This is a genomic window from Nostoc sp. LPT, assembly GCF_017115165.1.
Classification (GTDB): Bacteria; Cyanobacteriota; Cyanobacteriia; order Cyanobacteriales; family Nostocaceae; genus Nostoc.
Genome location: NZ_JABXKF010000078.1, coordinates 68,333 through 90,932, shown reverse-complemented (window position 1 = coordinate 90,932; position 22,600 = coordinate 68,333). Strand labels below are relative to the sequence as shown.

At 40.3% G+C, this 22,600-nt stretch carries 3 protein-coding genes and 1 pseudogene; 2 read left to right on the top strand and 2 right to left on the bottom strand.

Going from position 1 to position 22,600, the window contains the following annotated elements; genetic code table 11:
- Positions 1–1,220: 1,220 nt before the first annotated feature.
- Complete coding sequence (locus HWQ58_RS16995) at positions 1,221–1,724, bottom strand: GNAT family N-acetyltransferase (RefSeq protein ID WP_292864796.1); 504 nt, start codon at positions 1,722–1,724, stop codon at positions 1,221–1,223.
- A gap of 135 nt (positions 1,725–1,859) precedes the next feature.
- On the opposite strand from HWQ58_RS16995, the gene HWQ58_RS16990 reads away from it, so the two are divergent.
- Together HWQ58_RS16990 and HWQ58_RS16985 are read left to right on the top strand one after the other, a co-directional pair.
- Positions 1,860–2,444, top strand: coding sequence for a TetR/AcrR family transcriptional regulator (locus HWQ58_RS16990; RefSeq protein WP_292864793.1), 585 nt, complete (start codon positions 1,860–1,862; stop codon positions 2,442–2,444).
- Positions 2,445–3,146: 702 nt separating this feature from the next.
- A pseudogene (locus tag HWQ58_RS16985) lies at positions 3,147–3,413 on the top strand (ISAzo13 family transposase); the annotation flags it as partial.
- A gap of 140 nt (positions 3,414–3,553) precedes the next feature.
- Here the strand turns inward: HWQ58_RS16985 and HWQ58_RS16980 are convergent.
- Positions 3,554–21,979: an FG-GAP-like repeat-containing protein gene (locus HWQ58_RS16980; RefSeq protein ID WP_292864790.1), complete on the bottom strand. Its 18,426-nt coding sequence runs from the start codon at positions 21,977–21,979 to the stop codon at positions 3,554–3,556.
- Positions 21,980–22,600: the final 621 nt, after the last annotated feature.

Genomic DNA, 22,600 nt, shown 5'->3' with positions numbered 1-22,600 from the left:
ACAAGGTCAAGATTACAGGATTTCCGCTCTTCTCTAGTAAGTTTTGCCACGCTAGTAATTTTCTCCCGTCGCGGTGTGGACAAACAGCGATCGCCCAAACAGAGGATACCAAATTTTACCTCAAAAAAGCATCTGATTATTATCATAACATCCCTAATAAGTCAAGTTCTTCCATTACTGCTGTACAAGCCCAACTCAATCGCTTGAGCGTATTGCAGTTTCTTGGGCAACAACCGACGAGCGAATATCTTGGATCAATTAAATCTGCACTCTCCAATTTAACCCCTAGTCGAGCCGCAGTATACGCCAGAATCAATTTTGTCCAGAGTTTGCTTTGTCTTGAAAAGACGCACAAGCAGACAACAAGAGAAATTTTCAATTCCCCAACCCAAAATCAGGATTTCCAAGCAGGAGCCAAGGAACAAACTAAAATCCAAAATTCCGAAGAAATTGTCGAGCTATTAAACACCTCTGTGCAACAAGCCCAAGAAATAAAAGACCAACGAGCCGAGTCTTATAGTCTGGGTTATCTGGCTCAATTTTACGAGATGAGAAAACAATTTCCAAACGCACAGCAATATACTGAGTCAGCTTTAAATCTTGCTCAACTCATAAATGCACCGGATATTGCTTATCACTGGGAATGGCAACTCGGACGCCTGCTTTTGGTACAAGGAGATTCAGAAAGAGCAGTAGCAGCTTACACCGCAGCAGTGGAAACTCTTCATACTTTACGCGGCGATTTGGTAGCTCTTAATCCCGACATTCAATTTGAATTTCGAGATGAAGTAGAACCAGTATATCGCCAATTGGTAGGATTACTTTTACAATTTAACCAAACCTCGACTGACAAAGCACTAACCAAACAAGTTAGTCAGGAAAATTTAAAGCAAGCTCGCGGTGCAATTGAAGCTTTACAATTGGCTGAATTAGACAACTTTTTCCAAGATGCTTGTATTACCATCCAGCCAACGAAGATTGACGATATAGTGGAAAATTCTAATCCAGTAACAGCAGTTTTTTACTCAATTATATTAGCAGACCGCATCGAAATAATTGTCAAATTACCAGATTCTCAAGAATTACGGCATTACACGACTTACAAACCCAAAGTTGAAGTAGAAAACACTTTAGAAGCACTGCGACAAAAACTAGAACAACGCTATACATTTCGCGATCGCTTTCCGACAACAATGACAGCAGTCGCATTAAGCGGGCGCTTACTGCGACTGAGCGGACAGCGCCTTACGGTAAACGATTTTGTCAGCGCCCGCTTGATAGAAGTCGCGTATCCGTGCTTCTTCTTTATAACCGCACTTGCGGTAGAACGCTCGCGTGCGCTCAAAGTCCGGCGTACCTGACGTTTCTACCAGTAGTACACGCCCGCCGCGTGTCATCAATGTTTGCTCAACGTAGCGTAGCAGGGTCGCACCACGTCCTTGTCCTTGGCGGTCGGGTCGGATAGCAATCAACTGTAGATTCCACGTCTGATCAGTCATCCGTTCCATCTCACAGTAGGCGACCCCCACCACCCCGTTGTCATCGTCGGTAATCCAAAAGCGTTCGGCTTTGCCGTCTGGTAGAGAATCACTGTCGCTGCTACCACTGAAGTAATCGGACAACATTTCGTCAAGCTCCTCAAGTTGGTTTAGTTGGAACAGTCCAATTGCATCGGCTAAGGCAATCAGCGCGGTTGTGTCATCGGGCATGGTCGGTCGAATCATCGCGAACTCCGTGTGTAAAACAGGTTAGCCTCTAGAAGAAATATCACAACAGTTGTTATGTCGATAAAAACATAACAACTGTTGTGATAAAATGTCAAGAGACTTGTTTGATGTTGCTGTAAACCGAGGAGAGCTATGAGTTATGACGCTCGCCGTATTGAAGTCACTAAAGCGGCATGGCGGGTGATTGTCCGTGAAGGATTGGATCGTGCCAGTATGCGAGCGATCGCGCAAGAACTTGGTTCTTCGACCGGGGTTGTTACCCATTACTTTCGAGACAAAGAAGAACTTACCCTATTTGCCTTGGAACAAGTGTTTGAAAACGTCCTACAGGATATGAAAACCTGTGCCGAGGGACGACAAGGAATTGACAAACTAGCACAGATGATTTTTGTGGCTCTACCTCTGGAGGACATTGACAAAGCTGATTGGAAGGTTTGGGTGGCATTTTTGGGCTATTCTATCGGGCGTGATCGCCTTGTTCAGGAACACCGAAAACGCTATAACTTTTTACGGCAGATTATTTCTCAAGAGTTAGCTGACTTACAAAAAGCTTTGGTGATTCGAGCCGATCTTGATTTAACCCTCGAAGCCAATGCACTCATTGCCCTAGTGGATGGCATTGGCACTAGTGTTGTCATTTGTCCTGAGCAGTTCTCCGCAGATCAACAAAAATATCTTGTGCTACGACATATCAATGGTTTAATCGCATCATCTTGAACAGTTCTGGCTTTCGCGCAATAGAACGGGTAAGAAAAGTGTAGACGCTCGCGGACTCGCTAACGCTTCGTTATCATACGACTGTTATAAATTGGGTAAAAGAGCTTTAAGCGATCGCCAATGGGGAAGGGTGCGCGAAGACTAAAGTCCTAATCCCTGTTATCAAAGTTTGAGAACGTTGAATCAAACGAGAAAGTAAAATTGTAGAAGTTCAACATAAGGAAAATGACTGACACACCCGAATACTTCCATAACAAGAATAGACCGTATTGAACAAATAATCTTGGGCTTGGCTGAAAGACTTTCCTAGAACACAAGAACAATTAGACAATTTAACTATTAGACAAGCTAACACCCAGACACAATTGGATGAACTAAGCCAGGAAATGAGAGAGCTTACTAGTAACGTTGACGGGAGCAACGCGATTTTGTGAGGTCGGACAAAAAAGGTGCGATCGCTAAAACATCTTTTTAAGTAAAAAGTTATTTTATTAACATAAAACATACTGAAAATTCACCACAATTAATCTTGATGAGATATCCCAAGGGACTTCCAAAAAATAAACTATTCCATAAACAATAATGATAATCATTTTATTGAGGGATAAAGGGGCTGCCGACAGCAGCCCCTTTATCCCCCCTTTTATAGTAATTTGAATAATGACTGAGTTTTTGAGTTTTTGAGTGTGGCAACTGGTGGCTATAGTATTAACTGATTCTCTTAAAAAGTTGTTGATTGAAACTGCATCTCAATTAAAAGGTGCAGCAAAGCGTAAATTTATGACTACGATAGTTCAGGGCTTAGGTTTAGGAGGGCAAAGGCTTGCAGAATCAGAATTAGGATGGAATCGAGACACAATTCGGAAAGGAACAAGAGAATTAAAAAGCGGTGGTTGGCGATACTCTGTAATACCTGACAAGAACTCTGAAGAGTTATTGCACTATCACGAGGAACAGATTCAACAACTGTCACCAGAAGAATTACAAGCACAAATCCAAGCTGAAATTGATGAACATCAGCAGCAAATAGATGCCCTTAAGCAACAGTTAGCGGCTGTAGCTAGAGGTAGAACAGATGGCTAAATCTCGCCAAACTGAATTTTAAGGATTTATGCTTGAATTATAAAGTCAGTAGCTTGTATATTCGAGGCTCCAGAAAGTGTAACGAGTTGATTACCTGTGCCCAAACCATCTGTATCTCCATTCTGATTGTAAAATAACTTACTATTTGCAGAGTTGAAAACAATATAGGCGTTACTAGTTGTCGCTGCTAAATCACTACTCACTACTGCAAATTCGTTGAGTATGCCAAACCCAATACCAGCATTACTACTAATGGCTGTAAATGTAGTTTTATCAATAGTAATTTTGTCAACTCCACTAGTAAAGTCCTGAATGATATCGATACCAATTGCATCAGTAGTAAACGCGGCGTTCGTATCATAGATGAATCGATCATTGCCTGAACCGCCTGTTAGGATATCATTACCCAGTCCGCCTGTGAGAATATCGTTACCATTTCCACCATCAAGGGTATCGTTTTTAGCCGTGCCAATTAATTGGTCGTTGCCTGTACTCCCACTGAGGAAGACGTTACCTGTAAAGCCGGAAGCATCCAAAATATTATTACCACCACCACCTGTAAGTTCTGCTTTTTCGATGGTGTTGAGGGTGTCACTCTCCAGAAAAGTGATTATATTATTTGTGAGGGTGAACCTGGCGAGTTGTATATCAGTCAAGGTAAAATTAACATCTTTTGTTTCTTTAAGTGTATCAATTCCATCTCCACCAATGACACTATCGTTGCCAGTACCGTCTATGAAGGTGTCGTTACCTGCACCGCCACTAAGAGTATCGTTGCCGCTACTTCCATTGAGGGTATTATTGCCAGCGTTACCCAGCAGAATATTATTACTTGCATTGCCTATGCCATTGATATTCCTAGTACCTGTTAGTTGCAGGTTATTATCTGTTGCGGCTATGGTGAGGCTGGTACTGGATTTAACCGTGTCTTTAATGGTGACTGTTGTTGTGTCCTGAGCGATTTTGGCATTGTTGCTAGGCGTTGACAGATTAACTGTAAAGGTTTCATCATTTTCTTTAACAGCATCAGTCAGAATGGGGATAGTAAAGCTTTTGACTGTTTCTCCAGCCAGGAAAGTCAGAGTACCAGAGACTGTAGTGTAGTCTTGTCCAGCTATAGCTGTGCCGTTGGCGGTAGCATAATTGACTGTAGTTGTTTGAGCGCTGGCTGGATCTAATGTTACTGTTACCACTGCTTGACTAGTGCTATCACGTTCAATAGTCGTCAAGTCTGCAATGCTCAAACTCGGTTGCTTAAGAACAAAGTCGCCTACGTCGTCGCCCACACCATCAATAGCGATCGCATAACGCACCCCAGCAGTAGCATTAAATGTGACGAAGCTATTTTCACCTTCTCCAGAGTCATCATCACTGGTAACAAGAGTTAATCCAGATACATAATTAGCAGTGAATACACTTAAAAGAGTATTGAACTGACTACCATTAGTGGATAGTTCCACAGTTCCTGTGGTGGGAGCAGTCCAGAAATACCAGACAGAATTGCCGACAGTATCATTGAGAATTAGCGGCTCCCCGGTTTCTCTGGTAGCTTTGCGATTGGAATCAGTCAGGTTAATATTTTTACCACTGAGAGTAATGGCATTGGCAAAGTTATTATTTAGGGGAATATCATCATTTTTGATGGTAGTTGCGATCGCCGCATTTGTCCCTAAAGTATAACCACTACCTGAGCTTAAAGTCAGGCGAACGGTTTCATCTAATTCCCCAACGGTATCTTTGACAGGAGTTAAGCTTAAAATTGCAGTTGTAGAACCAGCCGCAAAGGTGATGCTACCTGTGGTTGCACTATAACTAGCTGCTCCAGTTTGAGTATAGTCAGTATTAAATTGCGCTGTTCCTCCCACACTGAAGTTAACAGTTAGGGAATTGGTAATGTCCTCAGTACGAGTAAAAGTGTAGATAAGTTTGTCGTTGCCATCTTCTGTAACTAACACAGCAGAAGCATTCAGGGATATTTGCGGTTGAGCTGTAAATTGTAGAGCAATTGGTTTTGCTGTAGCTGCTTCTTTGGTGTCGCTATCATAATCACCACTGGCTGGAACAACCGTAAACAACAAATATTCTTGGGTTAAACCAGTGTTAGCTAAGGTAACTTCAGTAGTTAAATTGCTAGTTGCACCTATAGCTAGCGATGGGGTAGTAGCAGTCTGCTGTTCAAGAAGGATGTCGCTGGCATCTAAAATGTTATCTGCTGAGAGATAAGCTAAGGTTGTCCATCCGCTTTTCGCCGTTCCCACTCCAATGTTTTTCACGCTGGAGGTAACTGAAATTTTGCTACCAGCAGTACCTTGATTGGGAGCAGTCACGCTTTGCAGAGTTAAATTTGGCAGTTGCGCCGCTGTGATAGTAATGGGACGGCTAATGGTATTGTTGAAAGCATTAGCTTCTTGAGGATCTTGTGCCGGATTACTGCTGACGATTAGATATTGAGTTCCAGTGACATCGTAAGGAATTGTAATTAATTGGTTCAGACTCTGGGTTTTACCTGCTTCTGGGAGAGATTGCCAATTAACACCTAAAAGGTCATCTTCATCACTAAGTACAGTATCTTGAGATAAGTAAACATAGCTGGCATAACGGGTTTCGGCACTACCTCCCGTGCCAATATTCTGCACTGTCCAAGCAATATCAAAAGATTGCGTTTGTTGAGCGCTGTTAGGTGCTGATAGCTGAGTGACTTGCAAATCTGGTACAAGAATGACACCATCGCTGCTTTCGCTGGTAATAGTAATTTTCGCTTGATTTTGATTGGTAACTAGTTGGGCATTGATGGGGTTTTGCAGCGATACAGTAAATGTTTCTGCTGTTTCTGGTGTCGTGTCTCCCTGAATAATCAACTCAATAGTCTGAGAGGTTTGATTAGGGTTAAAAACTAGCGTCCCCGTAATCGGTTGGAAATCTTCATTAGGTGTACTGGTATCTGTCTCGCTTTTGTAGACACTGTACTCAACTCTTATTTCTTGCTGACTGGCTTGAGATAACTGAACTGTCAACAATACTGATTTTTGCCCACTATCTCCTTCGGCAATGGTTAATTTAGGACTCGAAAAACTCAAGGTGGGCAGAACAGGAGGCGGCGGCAGAATATTAAAGGATTGTTCTACTGAGAATTTCGATGTTAATAAGCTATTATCTACTGCTTGAATACTCCAGTAATATTGACCAGGTGCAAGTCCTGTTAATGCCCAACTCCTAGAGCCATCTGTCTCTTTAGCTCCTTGACCAACGTTTCCACCTTGGGGCAGTAGTAAATTACCATTATTAATCGGAGCAGCAAAAATATTACTTGTTCCTGGTGCTGTTCCCAGACGCAGGTTGTAACTTAAGCCGGGGGTAGGAGTTTGAGCATCAGTTGCACCACTCCATTTCAGTGTTACACCCGTCTTGCTGACTACAGCTTGGAATTGATTGGGCGCAGTGGGAACGGTGTTTAATTTCGCTGCATCATTGCGGAAGACTTGGGCAACTCCTGTACCATTTAATAAGAATAAATCCAGGTCTCGGTCGTTGTCATAATCCGCTTGGGTGATGGTGTTGTAAGTGCTGCTTAACGGAATTTGGTCAATATATTCCTTAAATCCGGTTGCACTACCCTTATAAATTTTGACTTGATCGCCCACAATGGCTATATCTAACAAACCATCATGGTCATAATCACCTGTGACTAAGCTGGAGCCACCGCTTAGAGTTGTATCAATGGTAAGGCTACCTAGATTATTTTTATAAAGATGGGTTTGAGTAGCGTTGATTAGTAATAAATCTAAATCGCCGTCATTGTCATAATCAGCCCAACTACCTTGAGTTGCACCTGGGAGGGTGGTATTAACTGCGGTGAAACTTCCTATTTGGTTACGATAGACACGGGTTTGAGTACCACTGACAAGGGAAAAATCTAAATCGCCGTCATTGTCATAATCAGCCCAAGCACCTTGAGTTGCACCTGGGAGGGTGGTATTAACTGCGGTGAAACTTCCGGCTTGGTTGCGATATACATTGGTTTGGGTATCACCAACAAGCAATAAATCTAAATCGCCGTTATTGTTATAATCAGCCCAAGCACCTTGAGTTGCACCTGGGAGGGTGGTATTAACTGCGGTGAAACTTCCGGCTTGGTTGCGATAAATATAAGTTTGAGTACCACTGACAAGCAAAAAATCTAAATTGCCATCTTTGTCATAATCAGCCCAACTACCTTGAGTTGCACCTGGGAGGGTGGTGCTTGTAGCTATCCATTTACCGTTTTGATTTTGGTAAATGCGGCTGGTGCTACTGGTAATTGAAAGAACGTCTAATTTACCGTCTTTGTTATAGTCACCCCAAATGCCGTCGCGAATGCTGTCATTATCTACATTCGTAACAGAGATATCGTCAGGATTGAGATTATTGTAATTACTATCGTGGCTCTTAATTGCTTCAGTAATAATACTGTAAATAATATCCCTGTCTGAGAGCGAATCATCTACCCCTGTGATGGTGACAGTTTGCGCGACATTCCAGTTATCGGGGGTGAAGGTAAGCTGAGAAACTGCAATTTCACCTTCGGTAATATCTGAACTGCTAATGGGGATAATTACATCTGCGGTTGGTTTGCTTTTGAGAACAACTGAAAAACTGGCTGTTCCACCGCTTTCTGTAGTAACGAGATTTTCATTGGATGTAATGGTAACGCCTGTAGTGGCTGTACGGTCATAGACAAAGATATCTTCTAGTCCATTATCATCATTGGGGACTAAGTTGCTGGCATTGGATTCAAAAGCTATGTAACGTCCATCACCACTTAAGCTGGGAAGGAAGCTTTCACCATTGGCTTCAACACCATTGCTGTCTACACTGACACGGGTAATTTGTCCTGTAGTCCGATCATAGACAAATGTATCAAATTTGCCATTATTATCATTGGGGACTAAGTTGCTGGCATTGGATTCAAAAGCTATGTAACGTCCATCACCACTTAGGCTGGGAGAGTAGCTTTTATCATTGGCTTCAGCACCATTGCTGTTTACACTGACACGGGTAATTTGTCCTGTAGTCCGATCATAGACAAAGATATCTTCTTTTTCATTATTGTCATTAGGGACTAAGTTGCTAGCGTTGGATTCAAAAGCTATGTAACGTCCATCAGCACTGATACTAGGGGAGTAGCTGTAACTATTACCTTCTGTGCCATCATTGGCTATATTAATACGGGTAATTTGTTCTATAGTCCGGTCATAAATAAAGATATCTGTTTTTTGATTATTATCATTGGGGACTAAATTGCTAGCGTTGGATTCAAAAGCTATGTAACGTCCATCAGCACTGATACTAGGGGAGTAGCTGTAACTATTACCTTCTGTGCCATCATTGGCTATATTAATACGGGTAATTTGTTCTATAGTCCGGTCATAAATAAAGATATCTGTTTTTTGATTATTATCATTGGGGACTAAATTGCTAGCGTTGGATTCAAAAGCTATGTAACGTCCATCAGCACTGATACTAGAGGAGTAGCTGTAACTATTACCTTCTGTGCCATCATTGGCTACATTAATACGGGTAATTTGTCCTGTAGTGCGGTCATAGACAAAGATATCTCTTAGTCCATTATTATCATTGGGGACTAAGTTGCTGGCATCAGATGCAAAAGTTATGTAACGTCCATCAGCACTGATCTTGGGGGAGTAACTAGTATCATTTGCTTCTATGCCATCATTGGCTACATTGATACGGGTAATTTGTCCTGTAGTGCGGTCATAGACAAAGATATCTCCTAGTCCATTATTATCATTGGGGACTAAATTGCTAGCATTAGATTCAAAAGTAACATATCGTCCATTAGCACTGATGCTAGGAGTGATGCTAGGAGAGTCGCTATTAGCGTTAGATGCAGTTCCATCACCCGCTAAACTGACACGAGTAATTGGATTATCATTATCTTGATTAACCAAAGTTAGTTCATTGACAGAAATATCATTGTAGGTAGCGTCGGCACTGGTTACAGTAGTCTCAATAGTGTAGCGAACGTTGCCATCATCGAATGTGTCGTCAATTCCTTGGACAGCAAAAGTTTGGGCAATATTCCAGTTTTCAGGAGTGAATGTCAGAGTATCAGGTGTCGAGTTATAATCTAAGTCATAATCAGCTATAACTTCTCCTTCTGTTGGATTTGAAGTGCTGAACTTAATCTTGACATTTGCGGTAGGCCGACTATTAAGAACTACACGCAATTTAGCCTGTATTCCACTTTCGCTAGTAACTAATTCCGTTAACGGTGTAATAGTTACACTCGGAGGTAAAGGTACAATTGAGAAGGGATTAGTTGTGAAGGAACTTTCTGGAGAGAAGGTAGATCCTAGAAAACCATTATCAATAGATTGTACACTCCAGTAATGGGTAACTCCTTTAGCTAGGTTACTGAGAATTTTACTGGTTGTGTAACCTGCATTCCCGATTTGTGCGACTGTGCGCTTCCCTTGACTATTAGCTAAAGGTGAAAGTACATTAGTTCCCTCTGAACTTGTACCAATGCGGAGGTTATAAGTATAAGGTTCTTCACCTAAAGAAACATCATTCCAGCTGAGTTTAATGCCTGAAGGTATAGTAATTTGTGGGGATGTGGTTAAGGTAGGTGTACTAGGAGGTAAGTTAGCTGTACCATTGCCTTGGTCGTAAGTGTTGTTGCGATAAATTTGGACAAAAGGCTGTGCTGTAGTGCCTAAAGTACCTGTCAGCAGTAAATCTAAATCGCCATCATTGTCGTAATCTCCCCAACTTGCAGAACCGTTTTGCAGTCCAGGTAGTAAAGCTGGCTGTTCCCTAAAGGTTTGACTGGTAGAAGTGCCAATAACAGGGTTTAAGAAAACTTTAGTAAAAGAACCTTGGTCGCCAAGTCCACTGAGGGCAACATCTAAATCGCCATCATTATCATAATCTGCCCAAGCAGCAGCACTATTAACACTACTGGGTAGTCCTATATCACCTACAGATAGAGTGTAGGAACCTGTTGTCTTAGTACGATAAGTTGTCACCCAAACTTCTGCGTCTTTTAAATCTGGGGTGTAATTAAAGCGTACTAGAGAATTAGTCCCACCACCACTATCATCATCAAAAGCAATCAGTGGCCGAGTAGCACGAGGTTTGACAATTTGCAAATATGTGTCGAAATTACCGATTAAATTAAGCTCGACTACCTGCGCTTTCTCGGAATCATTAATTAAATCAGTAATTTGATAGCGTTTATAGTAAGAATCTCTTTTTAGAGAATTTAGAGCATCATCTGTTGTTAGTTCTCCAGTAAATGATTTACCACTAAATTCGGTAAACGAAATAGAACCGTTATTACCTTTATTTTGATAAACTCTCGTGCGGTCTTTATCGGTGATGAGAATATCTAATTTTCCATCTGCATCATAATCTCCAAGGGCTGCGGTTTCTGCTCCGTAGAGTGACAGTTTTTCTGGGTTTAATTGCTCAAAAGATTTAGAGGACGTTTGAAAATCATGACTATTTTGCCAAATCTCGACTGTACTATTAATTTCTCGAACTGATAGTTGGAAATCACCAGTTGCTTCAGGCGAATAAGTAGTAACGCGAATTTTATAATCCTTATATTTATTAACATAGTTGAAACTTAATAAAGAGTTACTTCCTTCACCACTGTCATCATCATAAGCAAAAATATTTCCTTCTTTGTCAACAATTTCTAGATAAGTATCAAAACTCTCAGCAGATAAACTAATTTCATAAAGTTTATTTGGTTCTAACTTATCCTCAATTTTTGAAGGAAATTGAATACTAGATAATGGAAAATCTTGGTAATATGCACCTCTGTCGGATAAAGGACTGCTAAAGTTCCCAGTCAGTGGTTGAGATTCCTTTGGTTTCCATATTTTGTTCCCATTATCTTTACCTGACAAAACTATATCAATATAACCATCATTATTAATATCTCCTAGATTGATAACTCCATTGTTAACGTTGGTGATAAATGGTGAAAGAGGATTACCATTACCTAAATACAAAGTTACTTCATTCTTATTAGTTGTAACAATATCTAACTTACCATCATTATCAAAATCAGCCCAATTTGCTTGACTTGGAGTATTAAGATTCTGAGTTGATAATCCTTTGATAGTAAGTTCTTTAAATCTTAGTCCGCTTTGATTTAAAAGAACTTTGACTTGATATGTTTTCTCAGGTTGACCATCCTTTAGGATAGTATTAATCCCTGTTGCTAAAATATCCAGATAGCCATCATTGTTATAGTCACCCCAAACAGCAGTATCAAAGCGCTCAAATTGGGTTAATTGAATAGGTGCAGCAAAGGCTGAAGATGTAGAGTTAAATGTTCCTGTATTGCGATAAATTCTAGCAATACCGTTGCCATAAGCATCACTGCCGACAACTAGAAAATCAAGATTACCATCCTTGTTATAATCTCCCCAAGTTGCAGAACTTTTCCAGTCTTTGGTTGTTTGAATACCCAAGTTTTCTTGCAAAATAGGCGTTAATCCACTGTTGGTATTGAGAATGTCAGCAGCACTTATAGTTTGAGGAGAAAAGAATTGTTCTTCAGGAATAGTTTGAAAATCTGAGTTGTTGATAGACCAAAGCAGTTTAACTTTAGCTTCACCTATTTGTTCTGCATATTCTAAACGGAAAGAATACTCTTGATTTGCACTTAAATTTATACCTTGGTTTTCATTTTGAACAAGTACATTGTTGACAAACAGGTGAGTTTTAGGATTTTCATCATCACTGTCTAGTTTGAGTTGGAATTTGTAAGTTCCTGTTGTGTTAACTTTGAGAAAACCTTGCCATATAATACCAAAATTGTTTGTTCTATCGCCAAGGGTTAACGGTGCTTGCTGACCCCAATCAAAGTTGATGTTTGGATCAATTTTTGTAGCGACTAAATCACTAAAATTCGCATCTTTATAATAGCTAGCTTCTAACCCAGCTATACGGATGGTGCTGATGCTGCCTGCACCACCTTGATTACCATTAAAGAAATCTTTAATAGTTAAATCATCTTTAGTATTTGACACACCATCTTTATTCAGGTCAAGAATTAAATCATTTCCTGACTGATAAAAACCAACTTTTCCAACAGCTAAACCAGTTTTTGACAGGGGAGCATTAGCAGCAATAATTAATGTATCTTCTTCGCTATTTTCGTCTCGAATTACTGTGCCACTAAGGGACTGTCTGAGCCATCCTTGTTTATTATTAGTCTGTGCTTGCTGATACAGCTGTTCATCAGGTTCGAGTCCGATCGCCCGATATTTATCCCATTGCACCCGACCGTTCCAACGGCTAGGATCTGCCCAGAGACGAAATGTTTCCCAAGTGAGCTTTTGTCCGTTGATGGTAACATCGCTCCGCGTTTTATAATTACCACCCAGTGTAGTAAAAGCTTCCTCAAGGGTCATGAGGGGCGATCGCACTATATAAGTATCAACGCCTGCACCACCTTCTAAGGTATCGGCTCCACCACCACTGATTAGGGTATCAAAACCTACACCACCTAACAGGGAATCATTACCTGTACCACCTTCCAAAGAATCATTACCCATACCCCCGGCTATGGTATCATTACCTGCTAATCCTGATAACAGATTGTTTTGAGCATCGCCTGTGAGCGAATCACCGTAATTTGAGCCAATGACACTCTCAATGGTGGATACAGTACCTGCGGTAATAAAAGTATCTTGAGTATCGTAACCATCCTGAGTTGCGGTAGCGGAAGCTAAATTAACAGTAACGCCTTCGGGAGCATTGCGATAAGTTGCAGTATCAACTCCTGTACCACTGTTGAGGGTGTCATTACCTTGACCCCCTTCTAAGGTATCGCTGTTGGAACCACCGACTAATAAATCATTGTCACTACCACCATCAAGGATATTACGCCCTTGTAAACCCAGGAGAGTATCGTTACCTTCCCAACCAAGTAAAATATCTGTAACAGGTTGTCCGGTACTATCTATGTTAAGATTGCTACCAATAATTGAGTCATCTCCTGTACCACCATCAAGGTAAGTGACTAAAACACCGCCATTGAGGGTTTTTTCACTGTTGGTTTGACTCCCTTTTAAGGTGTCGTTACCATCACCACCTGCTAAAGCGCCAAAGGTACTGAATTGTCCAGGTAGGGGTTCTTGGAGTTGATTTTGTTGAACGGGAAACCCAGAGGAGAAATCTAGTGTGTCGCTATTAGGGCCACCTTTGTTAGTAATGACAAATTTAACGCTTTCGCTGTCATCACGTTTAGGATCGGCAAAGATGATATTGCCTTGGGTGAAGTCGTTGCTAAGGGTAATAGCAGTATCACTAACTCCTAGAAAGAGGATGCTAAGAGATGAACTTTTATGGTTAATTCGGGTATTACTTTCTTCGCTTACCTTAGTATATTCATCTTGTTTGCCATAAAGTTGTAGCAGGTCTAGGTTAGGGTTAAAACCTTCAATAGTAACGGTATTATCATAAAAGTTATTGGTTTTATTACCGATAACAAAGATATTTTGTGCTGCTGTACCTTGGAGAGTCGTAGTTTTCTCAGCATAACCTGGTACTAATTCAATTCCACCTGTAGCATGGTCGGAAGCAATTCCTTTTAGTTCATAAACACCTGGATCTAAATTATCACTCCAAAATTGATAGTTGAAATCTGCCCAACGTTTATCTTTTTCATTGGTGGTAAAGATAGGATTGGTAAATTTAATCTTGCCATCACTAGAGTCATTACGATAAATCGTGGTAGTAGGATTACCTCCTTCAAGTTGAGATGAAGATAAATTTGCTTCGTCTTCAGGACGAACAAAGATATCTTCACCTGTGATTAATAAGTCTAAATCTTGATCGCCATCAAAATCTTTGGCTTGAACTGAACTGTTAGCAACACCACTTAAATTAACATTCGTATCGAAATAAATTCCATTAGTATCATCCATCAATTGATAGATTTTGGTTACTGGAATGGGAACGTTATTACCATCGGCAGTGCGACGATTTTGAACTGTAAAGCCAGTGAGGAGAATATCTAAATTGCCATCTTTATCAAAGTCTTGCCAGCTAATATCACCTTGATAAACGCCAGAAATAGAGGTTAAGTTATTCCTTTCTTCAATGTCTAACTTGCCGTTCTTGTTAGTATCCTTAGCCAGTAAAACTGGTACTTCAGTAAAAGTATTAGTTGTGTTATTAAATTTGTAAATCTTAGTAACTATATTTCCATTTTGGTCTTTGCCACTGAGGAGAATATCATCTGTCTTAATGTCCTTGTCGTAATCTCCCCAAATGGCTTTTCCTTCACTGATTCCTAGAAGCGCTACATTCAGTAATTGAAGTTGATTATCGCTAGTGTATTGATAAACCTGGGTGATGAGCTGACCTTGAGAATTTTTAGCGGTCATCAAAAGATAGGTTTTCCCATCAAAACTTGTCCACTCATTACTGTATATCTGAGAAGCTAATTCTAGCTTAGCTAAGAAAGCATCTTTTAAGAAATTACTAGAGTCTAGATAACCGACATTGCTGATTTTGCCTCTAGTTTCGCCATTAATATAGATATTTCCTGAATAATCTAGAATAATTCCTGAAGGAGTACTATCATCATCTGAACTTAGTTGTTCACTCCAAAGTCGATTACCATTATTGGCATCATATTTGTCTAAAAAGATATTGCGGAAATCGTTAGGCTGCTCACGATTTTTAGCTCCTGCAACATAAATACCACCCAGGTTATCAACAGTTAAATTAATATTAAAATAGCCATAGCTATAAGAGTAAATGTATGAGTCGGAATATCCCAGAGTTTTACCCCACAGATAATTGCCAGTAGAATCATACTTGACCAAGAAAGCATCATTATTGGATAAGCCAGTAATATAAACATTACTTTGATTGTCAACAGCTACATCTGTAGCTACATTCGATTGAGATAATTCCGACGAAGAAAAGCCAAATTCTTGAGTCCATTTAACCTGACCATTCGCAGTATTATACTTAGCTATAACAGCATTTTTACTAAAATAATTGTAGCCAGTTAGGTAAATATTACCTTGTTCATCTAAAGCTATATCTCCAGCATTTGGATAAGCAATCTCAAAATTAATTGGCTGAGTCCAAGCATTAATAATACCTTTACTATCAAACGAAAACTTAACTAGTCTGTTTTCAGAATCGTTATTTCTACTAACAACATAAACATTACCCTGTTTATCAATTTGAATGTCAGATACATGGGAGAAGTAAGTTGATAAATCCCAACTATCAGTATATTGGGCATTAGGATCATACTTGACTAAGAAATAAAGATCACCAGTTTTGCCTATAACGAAAATATTATCTTGACTATCTACTGCTACTGCATCAACATTTTGGAGGGCAGCAAATTGTTTAGATGAGATAAAATTGCCATTGATAGCATACTTTTCTAAAGAAGCCCTTTGGCTAAATGTAGGACTAGAGTTGTAAGTATTTAGAGGTATGTAGATATAACCTCTATTATCAATACTCATTTGCTTGCTTGTATCTTCACTTTCTGTCCCAAATTGCCGAACAAAACTGAATTTCCGAGTTTGCAGGACATCTAATGGAATATTATTTTTAACAAGTCCACCATTATTTTGCAGATAAATATCTGTACCAATCTGCAAATCAAGCTTGCCATCTTTATTAATATCTAGCCAGTTTACTTCTTGGCTAGCAGAACTACTTAATTTAATTTCTAAAGGAGCTTGGAAACTTTGTCCTTGATTGATATAGATTTTAGCTACAGTGATACCAGTATCAGACTTACCTGTTTGTAAAATATCTAAATTACCATCACTATCACCATCAAAGTTTCCCCACATAACTGTTCCCTGAGAAAGTTGGGCTAGGGGAGAAGTTAATCCATCAATGACATCAAAAGCAGATTGGACTTGATTTAAATCAAGGATTTCAATAAATTGATTCCTGGATTTGTCATAACGATAGAGTTTAGTTACAGGAACTAGGTCAAATACCTGATCTGTTTGTCCTTCGCTAGTGACTTTAGAAGTATAACCAGTGACTAAAATATCTAAATCACCATCTTTATCAAAATCACCCCAGTCAGCATTACCGTACTTAACTCCAGTTAAGCCAATATCTCGAAAATCTTTCCAAGTTCCGTCTGGATTCTTCAGCCAGAAATTAATTTTTTCAATGTCGCTTGCACCGTTAGGATCTCTAACTTGGGCATCAACAAGACTGACAGTTTCTTCTTTGGCGTAAATGGGTTTTTTGCTGCTAAATTCTAAGCGGTCTACGGGTACATTTTGTTCATCAATATTTTGGCGACCAATTTGATCTTTAGTAATACCAATAAATTCTGCTAGAACTTGTTGAGTATCAAGATCGATAATTTTGGTAAATACTGTCCCATCAGGTTTTTTATCTTCAACGATGTCAATAAAGCTAAAACTCAATCCCCCAGTTAGGCGTATGACATCGCTGCCAAGAGTTAATACCTTACCATCTTTATTTGTGACAGGTGTTCCATCGGGATTTTGGTAGCTAATTTCTTTGCCGTTTTTCGTACCGCTAAAGAAGTTGTAGATTGTATCAGTGCCAGAACCCGGTGCTAAAACATAAACTACTCCGTCTTGGGGTTGGCGATCGCTACTTACATAGTATTCTTTACCATTATTAGTAATAATCTGAGGATTACCATTATCTAAAACTAGGGTAGGCTCATAACCATACAGCGTATCATTGCCAGTACCACCATAAAGGCGATCGAATCCCGTTCCAGCTTTGAGAACATCATTACCTAAACCACCATAGAGGGTGTCATTACCCGCACCCCCTTCTAAGGTATCATCGCCTCTTTTATCGATGGGTGAGGCAGCAGAACTTGTATCTAGTAATGGATTATCAGAATCATCACCATAGAGAATGTCGTTACCATCTCCACCAATTAGAGAGTCGCTGCCATCACTACCCCAAATTTCATCATTGCCAGCTTCACCATTTAAGGTATCGTTGTCATCCCCGTTGACAACTTCTGTTTTCAGTTCAATGAGATGTCCTTTGAGGAGATCGTCTCCTTCTCCACCAAGTAGAGAATCGGCACCCAGTCCACCTTCTAAGGTATCGTTGCCCTGATTTCCTTCGAGAATATCATTATTATTGCCACCTTGCAGATTATCTTCTCCAGTTTCTCCAACTAGAGAATCATTTCCCTTGCCACCAATAAGGGTATCGTTACCATCGGCAGGAGAGTTATTCTTATCGCCACCATAAAGGGTATCGTTATTATCCCCGCCAGTGAGCAAATCTGCTCCAATGCCACCATAGAGGGTATTATCTCCTAAACCACCTTCTAGGATGTCGTTGTCAGCACCACCGTCGAGTAAATCATTTCCATCCTCACCGTATAATTTATCTTCTAATTCATCACCATAAAGTTTATCGTTGCCTACCCCACCTTTGAGGATGTCATCACCGCCCAATAGGATATCCTTGCCTTCTTGATCGCCATAGATAGTATCATTATCTATTCCTCCAATCACTGAGTCATTGCCAGCACCACCATAGAGAATATCATCGCCTGCGCCACCATCTAGGGTATCTACGTCATAACCACCATACAGGGTGTCATTACCTACTAATCCTTCGAGTTCATCATCGCCAGCACCACCTAGCAGTAAATCAATTTCATCCCCTCCCATGAGGGTATCTTTTGCCGCTCCTCCCAGCAGGGTATTAGATCCATTTACATCTTCCAAGTAGTCATTATCTTCACCACTGTCGAGTAAATCATTTCCGGCACCGCCATAGAGTGTGTCGTTACCTTGAGCTCCCAAGAGAGTATCATTTCCGCTATTCCCTTGCAGGCTGTCATCTTCTGTACCACCCGACAGGCTATCGTTTAAGTCGCCCCCAACGAGAGTATCGTTACCTGCGCCTCCTAACAGGGTATTAAGACCAGATCCTCCGTCTAAACTGTCATTCTCTTCGCCGCCTTCTAAGGTGTCATCGCCAAAACCACCCAAAAGAGTATCTTTGCCTTGGTTTCCCCAAAGATAATCATTGCCTTCGTCTCCTTTGAGGATGTCGTCGCCATCTCTGCCAAAGATTGTGTCGTTATCAGAACCACCTGAGAGGGAATCATTGCCTCTGTTACCTTCTAAGCTATCTTGTCCAGCATCACCTAGAATTGTGTCATTATCTTGACCGCCGAGCAGAGTATCATTACCATCATTACCTTGGAGAGTATTAAGGCCTTCTGCCCCTAGTAGAGAATCGTTTCCAAATCCGCCTAAGAGGGAATCGTTGTTTAGTCCACCTTCTAGGGTGTCGTTTCCTTCTGAACCTTCGAGGGTATCATTTCCGCCTGCGCCTTTTAGCCAGTCGTTGCCCTGTTCGCCAATAAGACTATCGTCTTGTTCGCCACCTTCTAGGCTGTCATTGCCATAGCCACCTTTGAGGGTATCATTTTGATTTCCAGCCTGTAACAAATCATCTCCGTAACTACCGAAGAGGCTGTCGTTACCATTTTCACCAATTAAGGTGTCGTTATCTAAACCACCATCAAGGGTATCGTTATCGTCTCCGCCTTGTAAGCGATCGCTCCCAATACTACCTGATAAACTGTCATTAGCCAACTCGCCCAGCAAGGTATCATTACCTTCACCACCAAGCAGGGTATCTGCACCAGCACCACCTAATAAACTGTCGCTAGCGGCATCACCCGATAGAGAATCATTACCAGCATTGCCAGTCAGGGTATCGCTGTCTTCTCCACCTTTGAGGGTGTCGTTCTGATTACCACCTGTGAGGACATCTCGCCCAACTCCGCCTGTAAACTTCACGGCGACAGTTAAACCAGATGCGTTCAGGCGATCGTCTCCTAAATTGCCATCTCCTTGTACACTGGTAACACCAGAGAAAGTCTCTTTATCTTGTCCTTGGGTTGGGCCTGTGAGGGTAATGGTACTACCACCAGTGATGGTATAAATTTCGCTTACATCCTGGTTATTATTGGTTCTAGCACCAGCATAAATACCAATATTTAAGCGTAAAACTTTATCTTTGAGGACTCCTAAACTGGGGGGAAGAACTGTACGGGAAGAAGAAGACTCAAACTGTAACCCAGGAATAGGAATAAGACCCAATTCTAAAATATTCTCGCGTTTAAAGACTTTTCCTGAAAAATAATCTTTAGGATTATATGAGGGATATTCAACATAAATATTTGCCCCAGCAGAAACGCCACCAGATACGTCAAAGAGGGAAGAAAAACCTTGATTAAAATTATTTTTAATCTCTAACCAACGAATTTTGCCATCTTTATTAGGGTCATTAAGTGCTAAATTAATTAACCCTTTGATGTAAGCTTCGCCGCCAACACTGGCAATACCTCTAATGCCAGCATTAATATCCATAAATAATTTAGAATTTAGCTCTAATCCGGGTCTTTTCCCTTTACTGTCTAAATAAAGTCCTTCAAAGATATTCTCAAATTTGTTACTATTTCTATACTTCAATAATCCTGTCGCATCAAATCCATAGGTTGTTTTGGGAATAGTTGCACCAATACTACCGCCAAACCCAACTGATACAGGAGGAAGAGGCCAAATTGGGAAAACTAGCGTTCCTCCAGTGTTGACGCTTAAACCTGGCAGAGTAAATCGGAATAAATCAACATTGGGATTACCTAGTAAGAGTTGAAATGCAGTTTTTGGATCGTTGAGAATAGGCAAGGTAAAGGAGGTATCACCGATTAAACTGCTAGCATTAGCAACGGCATTTTTATTAGGTGTATAAGTAGAAATTCCTGTATTAGTAAAATCAAAACTACCCAGACTAATATTTCCTGAACTAGTCAATTTACTCAATGTTCCCAGAAGGGTGTTGAGTTTACTAATACTATCTAGAAAGCTCAAATCTATAGGCGGAAGTTTTAAGACTTGAGTTGCATAAGTTTTAAATACAGGATTTTGTGCTAAATCTAAAATGGAGTAATTGATGCCAAATTTATCAATTACTGGTAAGGGTTTATTTAAAAATTTAATAATCGGATCAAATTTATCAACAACTCCCTTGACATCTTTCAAAAAGGGAGTGGCAGATTGCATAAGGGAACCTAAGCCAATCTGAACATCTGTAAATTTCAGAGTTGGATTTGATTGACTGGAGGTGAGGTTATAAGCAAGAGTAGTTTTAAAGGTGGGAAGATATTGACCACCACTGAGGGTTAATAGTGGATTTACATCCAGAGTATCATTTGTAGAAAATCCTTGTATTTGTCCTCCTGCAAGGATGTCAGCAGATAGGGAAAATTTAGTATAAAATGCTTTTTGAGCGCCATTATTACTAGCAGTTAAATTGAGAAATCCTAAAGTTCCGGCTAGATTTTCTGAGTTTTCTGCTATCAAGTTAAAGGAAAATTCTTTTTCCGTGGTTGGTTGGAAAACAAAGCTTCCTGAACCTACGCTAAAATTAATTGTGCTGTCAAAATTGGCTGTTAATCCAACTTTTCCTAAAAAGTTTAACCCTACGTTGGGAATCCCCAATTGACTATCTAAAGCAAATTGAGTAGTTTGTGCTTTAGCGAACGATAAAGCAAATTGATCTGTGGTGGCATTATAACTAATGTTCGCATCTGTACCTGCCAACACTCGATTGATTTCTGTAACTAAATCTTGGGCTAAATAACCAGAACTAGTAATATTAATTTTGTTCAGTTGCAGACGAACGGTATCTAGTAATCGCAAGCTTTCAGTGCTTTCTAAGCGATCGCCAAAAACTGAGTTAATAAGTATATTTTTTAATAGCTGACTACTGAGATTTTCCTGAAGTCCAGCGAGAATACCGTCTAGGCGATCGCGTATTTCTCTGACTGTAGTTTCACGGAGAGTTCCTGCTGCTTCTAGGTTAAGTGTTTGACCGTTTATGGTAGCTTGAAAGCGATCGTTTTCCTGCTTAATATCTTGTAATTGTTGCGGTTCTAACGAAATACCTCTAACTAGACTTGAAAATAATTCGCCTTCGTCCCCATCTGTATCGCCTTGATTAACTCGCACATCAACAGCATGACCAATTTCTTCTAATAAAACACTAGCGATTTCTACAGGATTGTCTGTATTGCGAGCAAGAAATTCCTGAGATAAATAAATAGTATTAGCTGATTCAGCAAATGCTCCCTTTGCACCCTTCAGTTCTGCAAATGAGAGCAGTTTGAGTTGGGGAAACTGACTAAAATTTCCTTGTTTCCAGTCTTGTTGTAGTTTAGTTGTCTCAACATTCTGCCCCAAGACAGATTTAATCTGACTAGAAAAAGTGGGACTATTAGCGAAATTCTGTAGTTGTTGAGTCGCTAGCTGGATTCCTAAGACTAAACTTTTAGGGTAGATACTGCTATCAACAAAACCCTTCAAAGACCACAAATCAAGGTCAAAGGCAGAGACAACTTTTTTGCTCATGGTTAACTCCTAGATGAGAAGCGTTTACACTTGGGTATCGCTTTAACTATATTTAGTAGACATCTCCAATAATTAGTTCTGCGTTGCCTGAAACCCTTAGTGGGGGCGAACGATTGTTGGCCCTTGAATCATTTCTGGAGATGTCTAGTAATCTATTTCTATAATTTTTGATGGCAACGCCAAAGGCAAAAGCCGAAAGCATCCTTTATGATACTCCGTGAGAAATCCTAATCTTTCGACGAAACTTCATCAAACGGGTTCGGAGGGATGACCTTTGTCCTAAGGGAGGACGCTACGCAAGCATCGTTAACGCAAGCAACGGAAACTGCGCCAAGAGTGTGACATTCTAACTGCTGTACGTCTACGTTAAAAATAATTTTTGCAGTGTATTAGATAATACTACTTTGCCTGAAGCATATTGCTTAACAGTCTTCTACAAATGCTCTTGAAATTACCTGCATAGATGGGCAATAGATTAACCAGTGCAGTCTTAGGGGTTTACCCGCGAGTAACTGCTGAATCCGAAGGGCAATAAGCAATAGTAAAAAAGTTTCTTGGAGTTCCACCGAGTTTTTTCGCGCAATTTAGATAAGAATTCCATATTACAATGAAATTTTAATT